Genomic DNA, 18,450 nt, shown 5'->3' on the forward strand with positions numbered 1-18,450 from the left:
ATGTTCGGTCTCACCATCGAGAAGATCATCGTGATCGGCGTCGTGGCCGCGATCATCATCGGCCCGCAGCGGCTGCCGCTCTACGCGGAGAAACTCGCCACCTTCATCAGGAACTTCCGCAGCTTCACCGACTCGACGAGACGCCGCGCGGAGGAGGAGCTGGGCGTCCCCGTCGCCGCGATGGACCCCAAGACGTGGAACACCCAGTTCCGAGCCTACGATCCGCGCAGGATCGTGCGCGACGCCCTGAACGGTGACGGCACCGCGGGTCCTGCCACAGCACCGGACGCCGCCCCGGACGCAGTAGCGTCCTCCCCGGAGACGGGCCGCGAACCCGAACCGGAACCGGCGCAGCAACAGGAGCCGGTGCAGGAGTACCGGGAGCGCTGGGTCGTGGTCGGCGGATCCTCCGGACACCCGATCCGCCGCCGGATCGTCGAACCGGTCCCGCCCGTCACCGACGTGCAGGACGATGCGCAGGACGTGCAGGACGATGCGCAGGACGCTCCGGCCGCAGCGGCGGCCCCTGCGCCGGCCGCACCCTGAGCGTCGCGGATCGCCCCGATACTGCACAATGGCCTCATGACCCAGGCAGAACCCCACCCCCCGACCCCCACCGAGCGTCCGGCATGGATCCCGGTGTGGGTCGGGGATCTGGCGGTCATCGCACTGATCCTCGCCTCCGTCGCCGTACCCGGCCCGGGCCCCGGACCCGCCGGGCCGGGCGGGGGGATGCCCGACCACCGCCTCGACCTCGTCGTCACCGGGGCCGCGGTGCTGGCGGCGGCATTGATGCCGCTGCGTCGACGGTGGCCGCTGCCGGTGCTCGCCGTCTGCCTGGCGGTGTACGTGGGAACCGTCCTGCTCGGGGTGCCCGCACTGGGCCCCGGCATCGCCGCGATCGTCGCCGCCTTCGCCGCGGCCACCAGCGTCCCGCGTCCGGTGGCTCTGGGCTGCGGGGCGACGGGCGCGATCCTGGTGGCCGTGCTGAGCCTGTTCACCAACGACCGGCTGACCCTGGACCCGCAGGTCTTCCAGATCGCCGCGGGCATCGCCATCGCCACCGCGCTGGGGGACAGTGCGCGCTCCCGGCGTGAGTACGCCCGGGCGGCCACCGAGCGCGCCGAGCGGGCCGAGCAGACCCGCGAGGCCGAGGCACGGCGCAGGGTGGCCGAGGAGCGGCTGCGCATCGCCCAGGACCTGCACGACACGGTAGCGCACCGGATCTCGGTGATCAGCCTGAACGCCGGGGTGGCGTCCAGCTCGCTGGACACCCGGCCCGACAAGGCGCGCGAGTCACTCGGCACGATCCGTGAGGCCGCGCGTGAGGTGCTCGGCGACATCGGTGTGCTCCTGCGCTACCTGCGCGCCGGGGACGCCGGCGGTGCCGGTGCCGGGGCAGGGGACACCGGCGGCGGGTCCGTCCAGCTCCCGCAGCCGGGTGTGGCGGACCTGGACGACCTGGTCGCCTCCATCGCCGGGGCGGGGCTCACGGTGCACCGCTCCACCGACGGCGACCTGGCCGGACTCGACGACACCACCGGACGGGTGGTCTACCGCGTGGTGCAGGAGGGCCTGACCAACGCGCACAAGCACGGTTCGGGCAACACCGCCGAGCTTGCGACCAGCATCGCGAGCGTCCAGGACCGTCGCGTGGTGTCGGTGCGGGTCAGCAACCCGGTCTCCGAGGACGGACGCAACCAGCCGGACGCCCCGCACGGGTTCCTGGGCCTCACCGGGCTGCGCGAGCGTGTGGCCGCCGTGGGCGGGGCGGTCACCGCCGTAGAATCGGACGGGACATTCACGCTCACCGCCGAACTACCACTTCCCCGGGAGGAACATCCGTGACCACCGTGCTCGTCGTCGACGACCAGGTCCTGATCCGTCAGGCCGTCGTCGACATCCTGTCCAGCGCACCGGACACCGAGGTGGTCGGTGCCGCGTCCGACGGTCTGGAGGCGGTGTCCATGACCGCCGAACTGCACCCGGACGTGGTGCTGATGGACATCCGCATGCCCCGCCTCGACGGCATCGAGGCCACCGGGCGGATCTGCTCGGAGCCGGGCAACGCCGACAGCCGCGTGCTGATCCTCACGACCTTCGAGGAGGACGAGTACGTGGTCGCCGCCCTGCGCGCGGGGGCCAGCGGCTTCATCGGCAAGGGTGCCGAACCCGACGAGATCATCCGCGCGGTGCACTCGGTGGCGGACGGGGACGCGTTGTTGTCGCCCACGGCGACACGCAGCCTGATCGCCCGCTACGTCCAGTCCCCGGAACCGCGTCCCGCGGTCTCCGAGGAGGCCGCCGGACGCCTGGGGCTGCTGACCGAGCGCGAGCGTGAGGTGCTGCAGCTGGTGGGCAGGGGGTTGTCGAACCAGCAGATCGCCGAGGAGTTCTTCATCTCCCCGCACACGGCGAAGACCCACGTGAACCGGATCATGACCAAGATCCACGCCCACGACCGGGCCCAGCTGGTGATCCTCGCCTACGAGGGTGGGCTGCTGGTCCCCGGGGAGTAGTTCGCGGCTTAGTTCGCGGATTAGCTCGCGAAGGTCACCGGGACCGCGGCGACGTCCTCGAAGGGCGGCTGCGAGGAGTGGTCGGTGATCAGCTTCAGCGAGCAGGAGTCCGTGGTGCAGTCCACGGAGCCGTCCTCGTTGGTGGCCTGGACCGTGAGGTCGAACTCGGCGTTGCCTTCGGCGTCGTAGGTGGCGGTGCCGCCCTCCTCGCCCTCGGGGACCACCCGTGCCCACTCCTCCATGGAGCCCGCGTAGGTGCCCGGGTCGGCGCTGGCACCGTCGGTGGTGCCGACGGCCACGTAGTAGCTGTTGGCGGTGTCGAGACCCTCCAGGGTGACGGTGACCGTGTCGCCGTCGGAGAGATCGTCGGCCTTGTCCACGGTCAGCGGGCCGTCCGAGGCGCCTGAATCCTCCGCCTCATCTGCGCTGTCTGTGGCGCTGGCGTCGGAGCTGCTCGAGCTGTCAGAGCTGTCGGAGTCGTCGGAGCAGGCCGTGACGCCGAGGGCGAGGGAGGCTGCGGCGGCCAGGGCGGCCGCACCCCGCAGCGAACGGGTGGTGCGAAGGGACATGGGGGCTCTCCGAAACGTGTTGGGCGGCGTAAGTGTACTGAGCCGACCCTATCAAAGCGTCCGGACGCAGGGGGCCCGTCCGGGGACCCCCGGGCGCCAGATCACATCCGGATGGTGGACTCCACCGCGCCGAGCCCGTCGACCTCGATGCGCACCACGTCCCCGTCGGCCAGGAACCGTCCGGAACCTGCACCCACGCCCTCGGGTGTGCCCGTGACGATCACGTCGCCGGGCTCCAACGTGGCGAAGTTGGAGATGTAGCGCACCAGGTCCACCGGGGGGAACACCAGGTCGGCGGTGGAGTGTTCCTGGCGCAGGTCACCGTTGACCCAGGTGCGCAGCACCGCGCCCTCGGCCACCGGGTCGTAGTCGTCGGCGACGGTCAGCCACGGGCCGAAGGCGGAGGAGCGGTCCAGGTTCTTGCCCTGCAGCCACTGCTGGGTGCGGTACTGCCAGTCGCGCTGGGAGAAGTCGTTCATCACCGCGTAGCCGCCGATCGCGGCGCGGGCCTCCGCCGCGGTCGCCCCGCCCTGGGCACCGGGCAGCCGCGAGCCGATGACCACGGCGAGCTCACCCTCGTAGTCGGCCTTTTCCGTCATGCCTTCCGGCACGGTCACCTCGGCATACGGTGCGGTCAGCGCCGAGGGGTACTTCACGAACAGGGTCGGGTGGTCGGGGATGGGGTGGCCCATCTCCTCGATGTGCTCGCGGTAGTTCAGGCCCACGCAGAAGATCTTCGACGGAGAGGGGACCACCGGCAGCAGGTCGGCGAAGGGCACGGTGACCTCGTCGCCGTCGCGGCGCAGTCCGGCCTCCACCGCGCCGCGGATGCCGGAGGAACTGCCCGTGGCGCTGCCGGTGAGCAGTGCGCCGAGCCCGCGGCGGTCCACGATGCGTCCGGTCACCCCACCCCCGTTCGGTGCGTCGTCGACCCCGTCGACCTGGATGGTGCATCGCGAACCGTCGATCCGGACCGTCGCAAGTTTCATGGGGCCTCTCCCGTCTAGACTGTCTGTTGTGACTCTGCGATTCTTCGACACCGCGACCCGTGAACTCCACGACTTCGTTCCGCTGCAGGAGGGGCATGCCTCGGTGTACCTGTGTGGTGCGACCGTGCAGTCCGTCCCGCACATCGGTCATGTGCGCTCCGGCGTGGCATTCGACGTCCTGCGCAACTGGCTCGAGGCCAAGGGGCTGGACGTTGCGTTCGTGCGCAATGTTACAGACATCGACGACAAGATCCTCAGCAAGTCCGCCGAGAACGGTCGGCCCTGGTGGGAGTGGGCCGCCACCCACGAGCGCGAGTTCACCCGCGCCTACGACCTGCTCGGCGTGGCCGCCCCGTCCGTCGAACCCCGCGCGACCGGGCATGTCCCGGAGATGATCGCCTACATCCAGCGCATCATCGACGCCGGGATGGCCTACGCCAGTGAGGACGGCTCGGTGTACTGCCGCACCGCGCAGGTGCCCGGGTACGGCTTCCTGTCCCACCAGAAGCTCGACGAGCTCGACCAGGGGGAGGACGCCGCACCGGGCAAGGAGGACCCGCGCGATTTCGCCATGTGGAAGGCCGCGAAACCCGGCGAGCCCGGGTGGGACACCCCGTGGGGCTTCGGGCGCCCCGGCTGGCACATCGAGTGCTCGGCGATGTCGCGCAAGTACCTCGGCGCGCGGTTCGACATCCACGCCGGCGGCATGGACCTGCAGTTCCCGCACCACGAGAACGAGGCCGCCCAGGCGCATGCCGCGGGCGACGAGTTCGCCAACCTGTGGATGCACAACGGGTGGGTGACGATGTCGGGCGAGAAGATGTCGAAGTCGCTGGGCAACGTGCTCTCGGTGCCGAACATCCTCACCCTGGTGCGTCCGATCGAGCTGCGCTACTACCTCGGCTCGGCGCACTACCGCTCCATGCTGGAGTACTCCGAGTCCGCGTTGCAGGAGGCCGCCGCCGGTTTCCGACGTATCGAGAAGTTCCTGACCCGCGCGGTCGAGGTCCTCGGCACGGTGGAGACCGGCACCTGGCTGCCGGCGTTCGAGGAGGCGTTGGACGACGACCTGGCCGTCCCGCAGGCGCTCGCCGTCGTCCACGACGCGGTACGGGCGGGCAACAAGGCCCTGGAGTCCGGCGACCGTGCACAGCTCGCCGAGATTGCCGGCGCCGTGCGCGCGATGGTCGGTGTGCTGGGTGTGGACCCGCTGTCGGCGACGTGGTCCGGGCCCACCGCCCAGGGCCGTGGCCAGGGGATCGGCGCCGGTTCGTCGGACGCGGCGACGGTGGCGTTGGACGTCCTGGTGAAGGCGGAGCTGGAACGGCGTGCCTCGGCGAAGGCGGAGAAGGACTACGCGACCGCCGACGAGGTGCGCGACCGGCTGAAGGCCGCCGGCGTGGCCGTCACCGACACCGCCGACGGGGCGACCTGGTCGCTGGGGTAGTAAGCAGGGCACGGGCCCGCGCGGCGTCCGCTCCGTTGTCTCGCGTCAGTTCCCAATCCGATTCGGTTCTCCCAGGACACTCGCGGTGACCGAATCGGCTTGGGTTCGTACATTCGCTCCGGGGAAGAGGCGCGCCTACCGCTCCATCAGCCGTGTGCCCTTGAGTTCCGGCAGCGCGAGCGCGGCCACGGCCGCCACCGCGAAGGCCACCCCGAACAGGGCGAACAGTACCGGCATCCCACCGAAGACCAGCAGCGGCGGCACGATCAGCGGGGCGAGGATCGAGGCGAGCCGTCCGAAGCCGGTCGCCGCACCAGTGCCTCTCGCTCTCATGGTGGTGGGGTAGAGCTCCGGCCCGATGGCGTACAGCGCACCCCACGCACCCAGGTTGAAGAACGACAGCAGACAACCCGCGGCGATGATCTGCCACTCCACCCCGGCGAAACCGTAGAGCCCCGCGGCCACGGCCGAGCCGGCGAGGAACGCGGCCAGTGTCGTCCTGCGCCCCCAACGTTCGATGAGGAAGGCCGACACCGCGTACCCCGGCAGCTGCGCCAGCGTGATGACCAGGGTGAAGGTGAAGGACTTCACCAGCGTGTAGCCCTGGTCCACCAGGATCGACGGGATCCAGGTGAACGCGCCGTAGTAGCTCAGGTTGATGCAGAACCAGATCGTCCACAGCGCGGTGGTGCGTGAGCGCAGCGCCGGCGACCAGATGCCGGACGCTGCGGCGTCGGAGGCGTCGGAGGCGTCGGAGGCGTCGGACGCCCCGGCGCCAGCCGCGCCGCCTGCGGCGTCCGGTGCGTCCTGCGCCTGTTCGCCCTGCGTACGCAGGCTGAACTTGGCCGGCTCGGACTCCTCGAAGCCGACGACGATCCGCTCGGCCTCCTCGTGGCGGCCCTTCGACTCCAGGAAGCGCACGGACTCCGGCAGCGACATGCGCACGTACAGGGCGTAGAACGCCGGCACCATGCCGAGCGCCAGCGCCCACCGCCACCCGTTGTCGCTCAACGCGATGATGAACGCGCCGATCACCGCGGCGGCCAGCCAGCCCACGGCCCAGAACGCCTCCAGCACCACGACCATGCGTCCCCGGACCCTGCGCGGCGCGAACTCGGAGACCAGGGTGGACGCCACCGGCAGCTCCGCGCCCAGCCCCAGGCCCACCACCACGCGTAACGCGATGAGCACCGCCAGGCCACCGGCCAGGGCGGACGCCCCGGTCGCCAGCCCGTAGACCAGCAGGGTGGCGGCGAAGACGTTGCGTCGGCCGAAGCGGTCGGCGAGCAGCCCACCGAAGGTCGCGCCTAAGGCCATGCCGATGAAGCCGGCGGACGCCAGCCACGAGGTCTCCGTGTGGCTCAGCCCCCAGTGCGTGGTCAGGGCGGCCATGATGAAGCCGATCAGGCCCACGTCCATCGCGTCCAACGCCCACCCGATGCCGGACCCGCCCAGCAGTTTCACGTGCCTGCGGGTCACCGGCAGGGCGTCGAGACGTTCGGTACGGGACAGGCTCGTGCCCACGGGATCCGGAGGGGTCATAACCAGCAGAGGATACCGTGCGGACACGGCGTTGTGAACAGGGGGAACGCGCGGGGTAGTCTGGTCGCCATGGCAGGAAACGACAAGCGCCGCGGCGCGGTACGGAAGACGGCGCGCAAGGGCTCCGACAAGGGCTCGGGCGGCACCAGGCGACGGGGACTCGCCGGCAAGGGGCCCACCCCCAAGGCCGAGGACCGCGTCTACCACGCGAAGTACAAGGCGAAGAAGACCAAGGAACGGCACGACTCCGGGCGTCAGCGCCCCAGGGACGCCGACGACCAGCCGGAGCTCGTCGTCGGACGTAACCCGGTGATCGAGTGCCTGCGGGCGGACGCACCGGCGACCGCCCTGTACGTCGCCGTGGGCACCGGCAACGACGACCGCCTCTCCGAGGCGGTGCACACCTGTGCCGAGCGTGGCATCGCCGTGCTCGAGGTCAGCCGCGACGAACTGGACCGCATGACCGGAAACGGCATGCACCAGGGCATCGGGCTGCAGGTGCCGCCGTACAAGTACGCCGAGGTCGAGGACCTCATCGAGGCCGCGCAGACCTCCGGGCGTCCCGGCATGATCGTGGTGCTCGACAACATCACCGACCCGCGCAACCTGGGTGCGGTCATCCGCTCGGTCGCCGCCTTCGGTGGCCACGGTGTGGTCATCCCGGAGCGCCGGTCGGCGTCGGTGACCGCGGTGGCGTGGCGCACGTCCGCCGGTACCGCCGCACGTCTGCCCGTGGCCCGGGCGACGAACCTGGTGCGCTCGCTGAAGCAGCTCCAGCAGTCCGGCTACCAGGTCGTGGGCCTGGACGCCGGCGGCAAGCACACGCTCGACACCTACGACGGGACGACCCCGGTCGTGGTCGTGGTCGGTTCCGAGGGCAAGGGACTGTCGCGTCTGGTGGGGGAGACCTGCGACGACATCCTCTCGATCCCGATGGCCGGACGGGTGGAGTCGCTCAACGCCTCCGTCGCCGCCGGTGTGGTGCTCAGCGAGTTCGCCCGCCAGCGCCGGGTCGGGTAGCTCGGTTCATTCCGGTTAGCTCCGGGGCGTGAGGGGTCAAGGTGTTCCCACCTTGACCCCTCAGGTCGTCCAGGAGCCCCGAAAGCGACCTGAGGGCTCAGGGTGCCGCATGGTGGGGGTCGGCGACCTCCCCGGTGGAGCCCGGTACGGCACCCACGGCGGATCCCTTGCGCGCGGTCTCGTCGCGGACGGCCCGCCGGCCCCGGGCCCACCCGATGGTCCGGCACGCCAGGTAGATCACGAAGCTGATCGTGGTCACGAAGGGGCTCACCGGCAGCCCCGGCGCCAGCGACAGCACCAGCCCGCCGGCCGAGGCCGTGGTGGCGAAGATCGCGGACAGCACGACCGCCAGCAGGGGGTTCGAGGTCACCCGCACCGCCGCGGCACCCGGGGTGATCAGCAGAGCGAGCAGCAGCAGCGCGCCCACGATCTGCACGCCCTGGGAGGCGACGATGCCGATGAGCACGGCGAAGGCGGCGGCCAGCAGCTTCACCGGCACACCGGAGGCCGCGGCCATCACCGGGTCCACCGTGGCGAACAGCAGGGGACGCCACAGCACCGCGACGGCCGCGGCCACCAGCACCGACATCAACGCCAGGATACCCAGTGAGGCGCCGGAGACCCCCACGATCTGCCCGGTGAGCAGGGCGTAGGCCTCGGAGGTGCGCCCGGGGTACAGGTAGATGAACAGCACGGACAGGCCCATGCCGAAGGCGAGGACCACACCGACGGTGGCGTCCTGCTCCTTCAGCCCCAGCAACGCCAGGACCACGGCGGCCAGCACGGCACCGAGGACCGCGCCGGTGGTCACGCTCACGCCGAACAGCAGGGCCGCGGCGGCTCCCATCAGAGCGAGCTCGCCGGTGGCGTGGGCGGCGAAGCTCATGCGGCGCATCACGATCAGCGGTGCCAGTGCACCGGACACCAGTCCGAGCAGCAGCGAGGCGAGCAGGGCGTTCTGGACGAAGTCGACCTGCAGCAGGTCCCAGGTACTCACACGACCACCATCCGTCCGTTGACCTCGGCGACGTCGACGTGCGTGCCGTAGAGGCGGGAGAGCACCGGGCCGGTCATGACCTCGTCCACGGCACCCGTGACGTGTCCGTCGGGCCCGAGGTAGAGGATGCGGTCGGTCACGCCGAGCACCGGGTTGATGCTGTGGGTGACGAAGACGACGGCGGTGCCGTGTTCCCGTCGTCGCCGGTCGAGCAGGTCGACGGCGGAGCGTTGGGCCGAGAGGTCGAGGCTGAGCAGCGGTTCGTCGCACAGCAGCAGTTGCGGGTCGGTGGCCATGGCCTGGGCCTGGCGGACGAGCTGCTGCTGCCCGCCGGACAGCGTGCCCACCCGACGGTCCGCCAGGCCGGACGCACCGACCTCGGCGAGGGCGGCGTCGATGGTGGCGCGGTGGGGGCGTCGGCGCGACATCACCCCGTGCTCGATCGAGAGCCCGACGAGGTCGCGGACCCGGATCGGCAGGTCGGCGTCGAACATGCGCTGCTGCGGGATGAACCCGACCCGCTCCGGGGCGTTGACGCTGCCGGAGGTCAGGGCGCGGGTGCCGAGCACCGCGTTGAGCAGGGTGGACTTGCCCACCCCGTTGGGGCCGAGCACGGTGAGGAACTCCCCGGGCTCGACGGTCAGGTCCAGGTCGTGCCACAACGGGTCGACGCTGGCACCGGTGAAGGTCAGGGCGGACATCTAGCTGAGCGCATCCTCGAGGTCGGTGATGACGGCGTCGACGTAGTCGGCGTAGTCCTGCTGGCTGCCCCCGCTGGTGCCGGGGGTCTCGGTGACGTTGACGACCGGGACGTCGTTGTCCTCGGCGGCGTCGGTGAGCTGGCGGGACGCCTGGCTCTCCGACTGTGTGTTGGTGATCAGTGCGTCCGCCTCGCCGTCGGCGACGAGGTCACGTGTCGCGGCCAGGTCGGCGACGGAGGGCTCGCCCTCGTTCAGGACGGTCCGGGCGAAGCTCTCGGGGGTGACGTCGTGGATCTCGGACCCCTTGAGCAGCAGTCCGGCGACCGGTTCGGTGAGCACCACGTGGGCGTGCGGCAGCTCGGCGATGCGGGTGGTGAACTCGTCGGTCATCTCGCGCACGCCGGTGGCCTCGGCGGGGAAGCTCTCGTCGAGGTCATTCAGGTGGGCGGCCAGGTCGTCGGCGAAGTCGGCGACGAGGTCCATGTCGAACCAGACGTGCGGGTTGTCCTCGCCCTCGAGGATGCCGCTGCCATGGTCGTGACCGTCGTCGGACGCGTCGGACGCATCGGCGTCCGCGTCGTCGGACGCCGTAGCGTCCTGCGTGTGCTCGTCGTGGTCGTGGTCCTCGCCGAGGGGGGCGGCGGTGATGACCTCGGAGTCGTCGCCGGCGTTGTCGGTGAGCCAGTTGTCGTAGCCGGCGCCGTTGCCGACCACGATGTCGGCGTCGCGGATGGTGGCGATGTCGCGGGCGGTGGCCTCGTACTCGTGCGGGTCGTCGTCGGTGCCCGAGAGGATCGTGTCCACGGTGATGTCGGACGTGTCCCCGTCGGCAGGGTCGGCGGCAGCGTCGTCGACGACCTGCTGGGCGATGTCGCCCCACGTCGAGGTGGACGCGACGATGCGGATCCCGCCGTTGTCGGCGGACGCGCTGTCCGCACCCGAGCAGGCGGTGAGCCCCAGGGTGAGCGACGTGGCTGCGGCCAGTGTCAGGGCGGTGACGGTGCGGGGGGTGGGGCGGCGTCTGGGCATGGGGCCGACTCTAATCCTTGTTGGGAACGATTGCCAATTAGGGTAACCAGGGTCACAGCGGGGCAGGTCGGATACCATGGTCGACGTGAATCGCTCCAGCAACCAGGCCCGTCAGGGACGACGGGGGACACTCGCCTCCATCGCCGCGGAACTGGGTGTCTCCCGGACCACGGTGTCCAACGCCTACAACCGTCCCGAACAGCTCTCGGTCGACCTCCGCGAACGCATCATGCGCACCGCCGAGCGCATGGGCTACTCCGGGCCGGACCCCACGGCGCGCTCGCTGCGTACGCGCCGGGCCGGGGCGATCGGCGTGCTGCTCACCGACGACATGACCTACGCCTTCGAGGACCAGGCCTCCCTGGAGTTCATGTCCGGGGTGTCCGAGGCGTGTGTGGGCATGGACACCTCCATGCTGCTGATCCCCGCCGGGGCGGAGACCGCGGAGGAGGACCGGCCCGCCGCCCTGGTGAACCAGGCCGTGGTGGACGGCTTCATCGTCTACTCCGTCGCCGCGGACGACCCCTTCCTCGCCTCGGTGACCAACCGCAACGTGCCGACGGTGATCTGCGACCAGCCGGCCGACGACCACGGGGTGAACTTCGTGGGCATCGACGACCGGGAGTCGATCCGTCCGGCCGCCCGGGCGCTGGTGGACGCCGGGCACCGTCGCATCGGCGTGTTGTGCATCCGTCTGGACCGCCGGCCCAACAACGGCCCGGTCAGTGCCGGACGCCTGGCGGACGCGCAGATGCACGTGCAGAAGGGCCGTGTGCTCGGCGCACTGGCCGTGCTCGAGGAGGCCGGGGTGGACCGGTCGGACGTGCCGGTGATCGAACGCCACCTCAACAACCCCGACACCGCCCGCAGCGCCGCCGCGGAACTCCTGGAGAACCACCCGGACCTCACCGCGGTGATCTGCACGACCGACAGTCAGGCGCTCGGCGTGCTCGACTACGCCGAGGACAACGGCATCGACGTGCCCGGCGATCTCTCCGTGGTGGGTTTCGACGGCATCGCCCGCGCCCGTGACCGCGGCCTGGCCACCGTGGAGCAGCCCAACCGCGAGAAGGGTTTCACCAGCGGAAACGTCCTGGCCGCCCTGATCGGACGCAACTCCGAACCGACCCGCCGGCAGCCGACGATGGCCTGGGCGGAGCCCGAGCAGCGCATCATCCTGCCGACACGCTTCCTTCCGGGCAGGACTATCGGTCCTCCCGCAGCTCGCTGACCGCGGCCACCGATGCGGCGTCCACCACACCGCCGTCACGGTCTCCCTGGCGCAGCAGGCGCGCCTCGGCCAGCCGGGCGAGCACGTCGGCCACCGCGACGGGGTCGGCCAGGCGCCGGTGTGCCGCGGTGTCCCCGTCGCCGACACGGATACCGAGGTCAGGACGCGCCGGCACGCCGTCCCCGTCCGTCGCCAGCCCCTGCTGGTCGAGGACGCTCAGGGCGGTCTCGTCGGTGACGTCGTCGCCGGCGAACACCACGGCGTCGGGTTCGGTGCGGTCGATGAACGCCGAGAGGTAGCTGCCCTTCGTCACCGGGGAGACCGAGACCTCCACGATGCTCTTGCCCGGGGTCACGGTCACCCCCTCGAGTTTCTGGGCGGCCAGGCGGAACTCCTCGTAGGCGGTCAGCCCCGTGCGTTCGTCGGAGGCGCCACGGATGTGCAGACCCACGGCGAAGGGCTTGTGCTCGACCCACATCCCGGCGTCGCGGTCGGCGTACTCCTGGGCCATCGCCGACAGTGTGTCGAGCAGCTCGCGCTGGTCGTCGTCGAGACCGGAGCTGGTGGCGTCGGCGGGTTCGGCACCGTGACTGCCCACCAGAAGGATGTCCCCGGGACCGGGGTGCGCGATGGCGGTGGCCTCGGCGACGGGTTCGAGGACCTCGAGGTTGCGTCCGGACAGCAGCATCACGGTGGTGCCGGCGCACCCGGCGAGCCGGTCGATGGTGGCACGGGCGCCGGGGACCATGCGCACCGCCAGCGGGTCGGTGGAGAAGCCGGAGAGGGTGCCGTCGAAGTCCAGGGCGACGAGCAGGTGCGGTACTTCGGCGAGGTACTGGATGTCGTCGGTGGAGACGGCGGGGAGGGTGGTGGCGTCGGTCATGGCCCCCAGCGTAGCGGCACCGGAATCACGGTGTGGCGAGGAACTCCACGAAGCGTCCCGTCTGCCACGCCGACGGGGAGTCGTCCGCGCGGGTCAGCCGCAGCTCGTCCTCGCCGGGGGTCTCCCAGCGCAGCGTGGGCACCTCGTCGGTGTCGCCTGCCTCGTCGTCGGTGTCGGCGGTCTCGGAGGGCTCGGCAGACTCGGAGGGCTCCGTGGTTTCAGCGTCGGTGGACTCGGTGGACTCGGTGGACTCGGTGGCCCCGTCGCCTTCGCCGAGAACGGCGACGAGCCGTTCGGCGAGTTCACGGTCGTTCGGCAGGCACTGGGTGCCCTCGGATTCGCCGCTGATGTCGCGGGCGCTGAGCCCGGGGAACCGGACGCGGTCGTTGTCGAGCCATTCCACGTCGCCGCTGATCGCCATGCAGCCCGCTCCGCCGGTCACGGTGCTGCCGCCGAGGGCCAGCCAGGTGCGCGCCTGGTCGGTCTGCGACAGGCTGGACGACACGGCCGTACCGGAGTCGGCGAGGCCGGCGTCCTCGATGCGTCCGACCTGCCAGCGCACGTCGGCGAGTTCGCCGGGGATGTCGGAGCCGCACGCGGTGAGCAGGAGCCCACCGGCGAGAACGACCCCGCCGAAGGCGGTGCGTCGGCGGGTGCGTGCGGTCGGGTGCAGGACGCTGCGGGGGTGCTGCCGGGTCACTCGCCGTCCGCCCCTGCGTCGGCGGCGGTGTCGGCGGCGTCGGTGTCGAGCACCTCCGGATCCAGCACCGCGAGGAAGCGGCGCGCCCACCCGTGCACGTCGTGGGTGCGCACCTCCTCCCACATCTCCGCCATCCGGGCCTGCTTGTCCTCGTCGGGGGAGTCGATGGCCTTCATGATCGCCGCCGCAGTCGACTCCACGTCGTAGGGGTTGCACAGGTAGGCGTTCGGCAGCTGGGTGGCGGCACCGGTGAACTCACTGAGCACCAGGGCGCCGGAGCCGTCGGAGTGGCTGGCGACGTACTCCTTGGCGACCAGGTTCATGCCGTCCTTCAGGGCGGTCACCAGCATCACGTCCGCCGCGGCGTACAACGACACCAGCTGGGCGAAGGGCATGCTCGCGTGGGAGTAGTGCACCACCGTGTGGCCCAGGCTGCCGTAGGCGCCGTTGATCCGGGAGACCGTGCGTTCCACGTCCTCACGGGTGCGGGCGTAGGAGTCGAGGCGTTCGCGCGACGGGGTGGCGACCTGGATCAGGCAGACCTCGTCCGGGTTCAGCAGGCCCTGGCTGAGCAGCTGTTCCAGTGCCTTGAGTCGCTGGTGGATGCCCTTGGTGTAGTCCAGGCGGTCCACGCCGGCGAGCAGGATCTTCGGTGAGCCGACGCGGCGGCGCAGCGCCGTGGCCGCCGAGACCGTCTCCGGGGCGGTGGCCTTGGCCTGCACCCCCTCGGTGTCGATCGAGATGGGGAAGACCCCCACCTTCACCTCACGTCCGTCGGCGGTGCGCACGGTGCCGGCCACGGCGTCCCTGCGCGGCAGCCGGGCCCCGCGGATGTAGGAGACGCCGGACTCGTCGGTGCCCGCGGCACCGTCGTCGGTGAACGTGCCCTCGCCGTCGGCTCCGCAGGCGTCGCCCTCGCCGACCTTGCTGAACGTCACGTCGCCGCCGAGCGCGCGCAGCGTGTACAGGAAGTTCCAGGCCGAGTCCGGGGTGTGCAGGCCGATGAGGTCGGCGCCCAGGGTGCCCATCAGCACGTCCCAACGCCACGGGAGCTGACGGAACAGCTCCGGGGAGGGGAAGGGGATGTGCAGGAAGAAACCGATCTTCAGGTCCGGGCGCATCTCACGCAGCATGCCGGGCACGAGGTGGAGCTGGTAGTCCTGCACCCACACCGTGGCACCGGGGGCGGCGGCGTCCGCGGCGGCCCGGGCGAAACGCTCGTTGACCGTGCGGTAGGCGCGCCACCAGGAGCGGTGGAACTCCGGGTGCACGATCAGGTCGTGGTACAGCGGCCAGAGGGTGTCGTTGGAGAACCCCTCGTAGTAGGTCTGGAACTCCTCGGTGGAGATGTTGACCGGGGACAGGGTGATCCCGCCGTCCATCTCCGGGAGGTCGGCGGCGACGATCTCCTCGTCGGGGGAGTCCGCGGTGGCGCCGGGCCAACCGACCCAGCTGCCCTGACTGGACTCCAGCACCGGACGCAGGGCGGTCACCAGACCGCCGGGGCTGGGGGACCAGGTGACGTTGCCGTCGCGGTCCACGGAGCGGTCGACGGGCAGCCGGTTGGCGACCACGACCATGTCGCTCCCCGTGTCGATCCCAGTGTCGGTGGTGCTGTCATCTCCGGCAGTCACGGCGTGGTCTCCCCTTGGGTCGCGGGTCGGTCTTCTCGGATGTCTGTGACCTACAGACTACTCGCCGGAATCCTTCTTCGCGGTGGTGGAGGTGGCCGCCTTCTTCGCCGTGGTCTTCTTGGCGGTGGTCTTGGTCGCCTTCTTCGCGGGAGCCTTCTTGGCCGTCTTCTTCGCCGTGGTCTTCTTGGCGGCCTTGGGGTTCTTGGCCTCCTCCTCGGCGGCGGCGTCCGCGGCCACCTTGCGGTGGATGAGGCCCTCCGGTTCCACGCCGAGCATGCACATCAGCGTGGCGGCGTCGAGGAAGTCGTCGGCGTAGGTGGCGACGATGCGCTGCGCGGCCTTGGCGGTCTCCTCCTCCACGGTGTGCAGGGACTCTGCGCTGGTGGTGTGGTTGTCGCTGACCTTCGGCGGCACTTATTGCTCCCTTGCATGACGATGTTCGGCCTGAGACCCGTAAGCCTTCAGTCTAACTCCCCTGACCGTCCGGCGCACTTTCCCGGTCCTTCTTCCGCTGATGCGAGCGGGTGGGGTCCGGCAGCCAGGGGGTGCCGCGGCGCCGCTGGCGCAGGACGCCCCAGTGCACCGGCGGGGTCGCCGAACCGCCGGGGCGTCGTCCCCGGGAACGGCGTGCCGGGGGACGCCGCAGGTCGTTGTAGCGGTACAGGATGCGGGGACGACGCAGCCGACGCGCCACCCACTCGCCGAGGACCACGCCGGCGGCCAACGCGGTGGCGGTGGCCAGGGCGATACCCAGGTTCGAGATGCCGACCACGAACTGGTCGGTGAGCATGGAGTACATGCCGCGGTACAGGGCCAGGCCGGGCAGCAGCGGGGTGATGCCCACGATGGCGGTGATCTGCGGGGGGATGAGGTAGCGGCGGGACAGCAGACCACCGGCCAGGCCGACGAAGGTGGCGGTGATGCCCGCGGCGGTGACGTCGCCGGTGCTGAGCTGCACCTGCAGGAACCGGTAGAGCGAGTAGGACACCAACGCGGTGAGCGTGGCCACGATCAGGGCACGTCGTTCACAGAAGGACGCGATGGCGAAGAACAGCGCGGCCCCGACGCCGCCGAGGATCTGCACCGCGGCACCGCCGAAGGTGCCCTGCGTGCTGGAGGTGTCGATCGGCGGCAGGGTGACCCCCAGCCGGCTCGTCAGCATCAGGCCCATGGCGATGCCGGAGATGATGCCGCCGGTCATCAGCACCGTCTCGAAGAACCGTGCCGAGGACGTCACCGGCGCTCCGGTGACCCCGTCCTGCAGGGCCTGGACCAGGGTCAACCCGGCGAGCATGGCGACGATGCACGAGGCGATCACCAACGACGGCGACAGGTAGTGGTTCAACGCCCGGGCGAAGCTGAAGGTGAGCGCGGCCGGGATCGTGGCGATGATGCCGCCGGTGAGGTTCTGGAAGAACAACGGAAGCGACTTCGACGCCAGCCACACGTTCGTGGCCATGATGATGATCGAGGTGATCGTGGCGATCAGGGCAACGAGCGGCTCACCGCCGAGCATCAGGGCCACCGCGCCGGCGAAGCCGCCCCAGGCCAGGGTGGCCCAGCGGATGCGGTAGGGCGGGGGACTGGTCTCGATGTCGGTGAGGATCTTGCGGGTCAGTTCGAGCTCGGTGGCGCCGTTGACGATCGAGCGGATCAGCCGGTCGACCTCGGTGAGTCGGGAGAAGTCGCTGTTGAGCGCGTGCACCACCCGGAAGCAGCTCATCGGCGTGGTGTTGTCCGTGGACGGCGAGTAGATCGTGATGGTGTTCAGGGTGATGTCCACGTGGCAGCCGTACAGGCCGTAGGCCGAGGTGACGGCCTTGACCTGGGCCTTGGCATCGGTGTTGCCGGTGCCTGCGGACAGCAGCAGGTCGCCGATGCGTGCGGCGGTGTCCATCACCAGGTGGACCTGGGCGGAGTCGGTGAGGTTGACCGGGGCCAGCGGGGAGGGCGGCGGTGCGGTGCGGATCGTGTCGATCGTGGACCGGTTCCCGCTGAACAGCATCGCCGAGACCTTGTTCCTCACCGCGGTGAGGCCCTTGCTGCCGGCGCTGCTGCCCGAGTCGTTCCCGGTCGGGTTCTCACCGTTCACTCGGCACCCCTCTTCCTCACTGTCTGCCGTGGTCGACGTCTCCTACCGGGCACACTCTACGGTAGAGGATCCGGATTCGATCGGGTGGCTGCGCTGCTGATAGAGTCGTCGGCTGAAACCCGGTGGAGACGCCGAGGACGGGGCCAGGCGCCGTCGGTTTCCGCTGGAGTGGCGCAATTGGTAGCGCAACGGTCTTGTAAACCGTAGGTTGCGAGTTCAAGTCTCGTCTCCAGCTCAATGAACAGGGGAAACGCCGCGTGTGAGTGGCTGTGCTCGGCGTGAAGTGCCAGAGAACTGCTAGAGAACGCGGCTGGGAGGAACAGACGCGTATACAGGGATAGTAGTTTTATATATGAAAGTAAAATTACGCTTATATAGTATAAACTGTTCTCACCAGGTAACTCTCTTTATTCTTCCTGGTAGATGGCTTGCCTCACAAAAGGCTGCGTGTTTACGTTTGCGGGCCTCCAAAACCCGCCCACAAACCGCCCCGGCGCAGGTCGGAGGGTGTTTTTACCGCCCACAAACCGCCCCGGGGTCGCCCATAAACCGCCCCGGCGCAGTTCAGAGGGTGTTTTTACCCGCCCCGGAGGCCTGGGGGGGGGCGCGTAGAGGGTGAGCAGCGATGTATGAGCTGCGTAGAAGCCAAGCAAAACCGCTTCTGGTGGTCATGACAGCCGCGTGGATGCAGGGCAGCGGTGGATGTAGGCCGCGTGGATGCCGGGCTGTGGGCAGCGCTGTAGCTCGCTGTGGCCCCAGCAGTGCTCCCGGCTCCCACAAGCCCGCAGCGGCCCGCACAGCTGCGCTGTGGCCACAGCAGTGCTCCCGGCTCCCACAAGCCCGCAGCGGCCCCGTAGCCATCCCCGTCAGGCCGCGCATCAGGCAGCCCGTAGCCCGCCCGTATGGCGGCGCACACTGCCACCCCGTAGCGCCTGCTATACGCCGCGCTGTAATCTGTCCCGTAAGGCCGCGCATAGTGCCCTTCGTGGCGCAGCCTGTCATTGATCGCGTGTATGTACGTAGTGGCAATCTGACAGGGAGGTCATCGGTCAGGTTGACCGCCGTGCGCGTGGGGAGCTCAGTACTCATGAGCGCGG

17 protein-coding genes and 1 tRNA gene are annotated in these 18,450 nt (G+C 70.2%); 7 read left to right on the forward strand and 11 right to left on the reverse strand.

Going from position 1 to position 18,450, the window contains the following annotated elements:
* The 3 genes from ACT3S3_RS12115 to ACT3S3_RS12125 are packed head-to-tail and all read left to right on the forward strand — an operon-like array spanning window position 1 to window position 2,519.
* Window positions 1–546 carry a Sec-independent protein translocase subunit TatA/TatB gene (locus ACT3S3_RS12115; RefSeq protein WP_301442915.1) on the forward strand — a complete coding sequence of 182 codons (546 nt, stop codon included), beginning with the start codon at window positions 1–3 and terminating at the stop codon, window positions 544–546.
* Window positions 547–582: 36 nt separating this feature from the next.
* Entirely contained in the window at window positions 583–1,848 is a 1,266-nt protein-coding gene (locus ACT3S3_RS12120) for a sensor histidine kinase (RefSeq protein WP_301442914.1), read from the forward strand.
* On the forward strand, window positions 1,845–2,519 hold the full coding sequence (locus ACT3S3_RS12125; RefSeq protein ID WP_301442913.1) for a response regulator: 675 nt from the start codon (window positions 1,845–1,847) through the stop codon (window positions 2,517–2,519). Before ACT3S3_RS12120 ends, ACT3S3_RS12125 begins: the two co-directional genes overlap by 4 nt.
* Before the next feature lie 20 nt (window positions 2,520–2,539).
* Here the strand turns inward: ACT3S3_RS12125 and ACT3S3_RS12130 are convergent, their stop codons facing one another.
* Together ACT3S3_RS12130 and ACT3S3_RS12135 are read right to left on the reverse strand one after the other, a co-directional pair.
* On the reverse strand, window positions 2,540–3,088 hold the full coding sequence (locus ACT3S3_RS12130; RefSeq protein WP_301442912.1) for a neocarzinostatin apoprotein domain-containing protein: 549 nt from the start codon (window positions 3,086–3,088) through the stop codon (window positions 2,540–2,542).
* A 101-nt stretch (window positions 3,089–3,189) separates the two neighbouring features.
* Entirely contained in the window at window positions 3,190–4,077 is an 888-nt protein-coding gene (locus ACT3S3_RS12135; RefSeq protein WP_301442911.1) for a fumarylacetoacetate hydrolase family protein, read from the reverse strand.
* Window positions 4,078–4,105: 28 nt separating this feature from the next.
* Here ACT3S3_RS12135 and cysS point away from each other — a divergent pair, with 28 nt between their 5' ends.
* Window positions 4,106–5,524, forward strand: a complete 1,419-nt coding sequence (gene cysS / locus ACT3S3_RS12140; protein ID WP_301442910.1) for a cysteine--tRNA ligase — start codon at window positions 4,106–4,108, stop codon at window positions 5,522–5,524.
* Window positions 5,525–5,659: 135 nt separating this feature from the next.
* On the opposite strand, the gene ACT3S3_RS12145 is transcribed toward cysS, so the two are convergent.
* A complete protein-coding gene (locus ACT3S3_RS12145; RefSeq protein ID WP_444626834.1) occupies window positions 5,660–7,066 on the reverse strand; it encodes an MFS transporter in 1,407 nt (468 codons plus the stop codon).
* A 69-nt stretch (window positions 7,067–7,135) separates the two neighbouring features.
* On the opposite strand from ACT3S3_RS12145, the gene rlmB reads away from it, so the two are divergent.
* Entirely contained in the window at window positions 7,136–8,086 is a 951-nt protein-coding gene (gene rlmB, locus ACT3S3_RS12150; RefSeq protein ID WP_301442908.1) for a 23S rRNA (guanosine(2251)-2'-O)-methyltransferase RlmB, read from the forward strand.
* Window positions 8,087–8,183: 97 nt separating this feature from the next.
* Here rlmB and ACT3S3_RS12155 read toward each other — a convergent pair whose 3' ends face one another.
* The 3 genes from ACT3S3_RS12155 to ACT3S3_RS12165 are packed head-to-tail and all read right to left on the reverse strand — an operon-like array spanning window position 8,184 to window position 10,813.
* A complete protein-coding gene (locus tag ACT3S3_RS12155) occupies window positions 8,184–9,083 on the reverse strand; it encodes a metal ABC transporter permease (protein WP_301442907.1) in 900 nt (299 codons plus the stop codon).
* Window positions 9,080–9,784 (reverse strand): metal ABC transporter ATP-binding protein, encoded by a 705-nt coding sequence (locus tag ACT3S3_RS12160; protein ID WP_301442906.1) that lies wholly within the window; start codon window positions 9,782–9,784, stop codon window positions 9,080–9,082. Before ACT3S3_RS12160 ends, ACT3S3_RS12155 begins: the two co-directional genes overlap by 4 nt.
* On the reverse strand, window positions 9,785–10,813 hold the full coding sequence (locus ACT3S3_RS12165; RefSeq protein WP_444614982.1) for a metal ABC transporter solute-binding protein, Zn/Mn family: 1,029 nt from the start codon (window positions 10,811–10,813) through the stop codon (window positions 9,785–9,787).
* A gap of 76 nt (window positions 10,814–10,889) precedes the next feature.
* Between ACT3S3_RS12165 and ACT3S3_RS12170 the strand changes: the two genes are divergently transcribed.
* A complete protein-coding gene (locus ACT3S3_RS12170) occupies window positions 10,890–12,044 on the forward strand; it encodes a LacI family DNA-binding transcriptional regulator (protein WP_441588448.1) in 1,155 nt (384 codons plus the stop codon).
* On the opposite strand, the gene otsB is transcribed toward ACT3S3_RS12170, so the two are convergent.
* The 5 genes from otsB to thrE all read right to left on the reverse strand — a co-directional run bounded on the left by otsB (window position 12,019) and on the right by thrE (window position 17,266).
* Window positions 12,019–12,927, reverse strand: a complete 909-nt coding sequence (otsB, locus tag ACT3S3_RS12175) for a trehalose-phosphatase (RefSeq protein WP_301443899.1) — start codon at window positions 12,925–12,927, stop codon at window positions 12,019–12,021. The two genes, ACT3S3_RS12170 and otsB, sit on opposite strands and share 26 nt — an antisense overlap.
* 25 nt (window positions 12,928–12,952) lie before the next feature.
* Complete coding sequence (locus tag ACT3S3_RS12180; RefSeq protein ID WP_301443900.1) at window positions 12,953–13,627, reverse strand: hypothetical protein; 675 nt, start codon at window positions 13,625–13,627, stop codon at window positions 12,953–12,955.
* Window positions 13,624–15,207: an alpha,alpha-trehalose-phosphate synthase (UDP-forming) gene (locus ACT3S3_RS12185; RefSeq protein WP_441588450.1), complete on the reverse strand. Its 1,584-nt coding sequence runs from the start codon at window positions 15,205–15,207 to the stop codon at window positions 13,624–13,626. Before ACT3S3_RS12185 ends, ACT3S3_RS12180 begins: the two co-directional genes overlap by 4 nt.
* Before the next feature lie 111 nt (window positions 15,208–15,318).
* Window positions 15,319–15,675, reverse strand: coding sequence for a hypothetical protein (locus tag ACT3S3_RS12190; RefSeq protein WP_441588449.1), 357 nt, complete (start codon window positions 15,673–15,675; stop codon window positions 15,319–15,321).
* 52 nt (window positions 15,676–15,727) lie between these two features.
* Window positions 15,728–17,266: a threonine/serine exporter ThrE gene (gene thrE / locus ACT3S3_RS12195; RefSeq protein ID WP_301444217.1), complete on the reverse strand. Its 1,539-nt coding sequence runs from the start codon at window positions 17,264–17,266 to the stop codon at window positions 15,728–15,730.
* 249 nt (window positions 17,267–17,515) lie between these two features.
* Here thrE and ACT3S3_RS12200 point away from each other — a divergent pair.
* Window positions 17,516–17,588: transfer RNA gene (locus ACT3S3_RS12200), tRNA-Thr, on the forward strand.
* Window positions 17,589–18,450: the final 862 nt, after the last annotated feature.

Origin of the sequence: Corynebacterium sp. AOP40-4SA-5 (genome assembly GCF_052377355.1) — a bacterium.
Classification (GTDB): Bacteria; Actinomycetota; Actinomycetes; order Mycobacteriales; family Mycobacteriaceae; genus Corynebacterium.

Bases quoted from the DNA above. Each gene is read 5' to 3' on its own strand.
- ACT3S3_RS12115 (WP_301442915.1), top strand. From the start codon at position 1: ATGTTCGGTCTCACCATCGAGAAGATCATCGTGATCGGCGTCGTGGCC.
- ACT3S3_RS12120 (WP_301442914.1), top strand. From the start codon at position 583: ATGACCCAGGCAGAACCCCACCCCCCGACCCCCACCGAGCGTCCGGCA.
- ACT3S3_RS12130 (WP_301442912.1), bottom strand. From the start codon at position 3,088: ATGTCCCTTCGCACCACCCGTTCGCTGCGGGGTGCGGCCGCCCTGGCC.
- ACT3S3_RS12135 (WP_301442911.1), bottom strand. From the start codon at position 4,077: ATGAAACTTGCGACGGTCCGGATCGACGGTTCGCGATGCACCATCCAG.
- ACT3S3_RS12145 (WP_444626834.1), bottom strand. From the start codon at position 7,066: ATGACCCCTCCGGATCCCGTGGGCACGAGCCTGTCCCGTACCGAACGT.
- rlmB (WP_301442908.1), top strand. From the start codon at position 7,136: ATGGCAGGAAACGACAAGCGCCGCGGCGCGGTACGGAAGACGGCGCGC.
- ACT3S3_RS12160 (WP_301442906.1), bottom strand. From the start codon at position 9,784: ATGTCCGCCCTGACCTTCACCGGTGCCAGCGTCGACCCGTTGTGGCAC.
- ACT3S3_RS12165 (WP_444614982.1), bottom strand. From the start codon at position 10,813: ATGCCCAGACGCCGCCCCACCCCCCGCACCGTCACCGCCCTGACACTG.
- ACT3S3_RS12170 (WP_441588448.1), top strand. From the start codon at position 10,890: ATGGTCGACGTGAATCGCTCCAGCAACCAGGCCCGTCAGGGACGACGG.
- otsB (WP_301443899.1), bottom strand. From the start codon at position 12,927: ATGACCGACGCCACCACCCTCCCCGCCGTCTCCACCGACGACATCCAG.
- ACT3S3_RS12185 (WP_441588450.1), bottom strand. From the start codon at position 15,207: ATGGTCGTGGTCGCCAACCGGCTGCCCGTCGACCGCTCCGTGGACCGC.
- thrE (WP_301444217.1), bottom strand. From the start codon at position 17,266: ATGCTGTTCAGCGGGAACCGGTCCACGATCGACACGATCCGCACCGCA.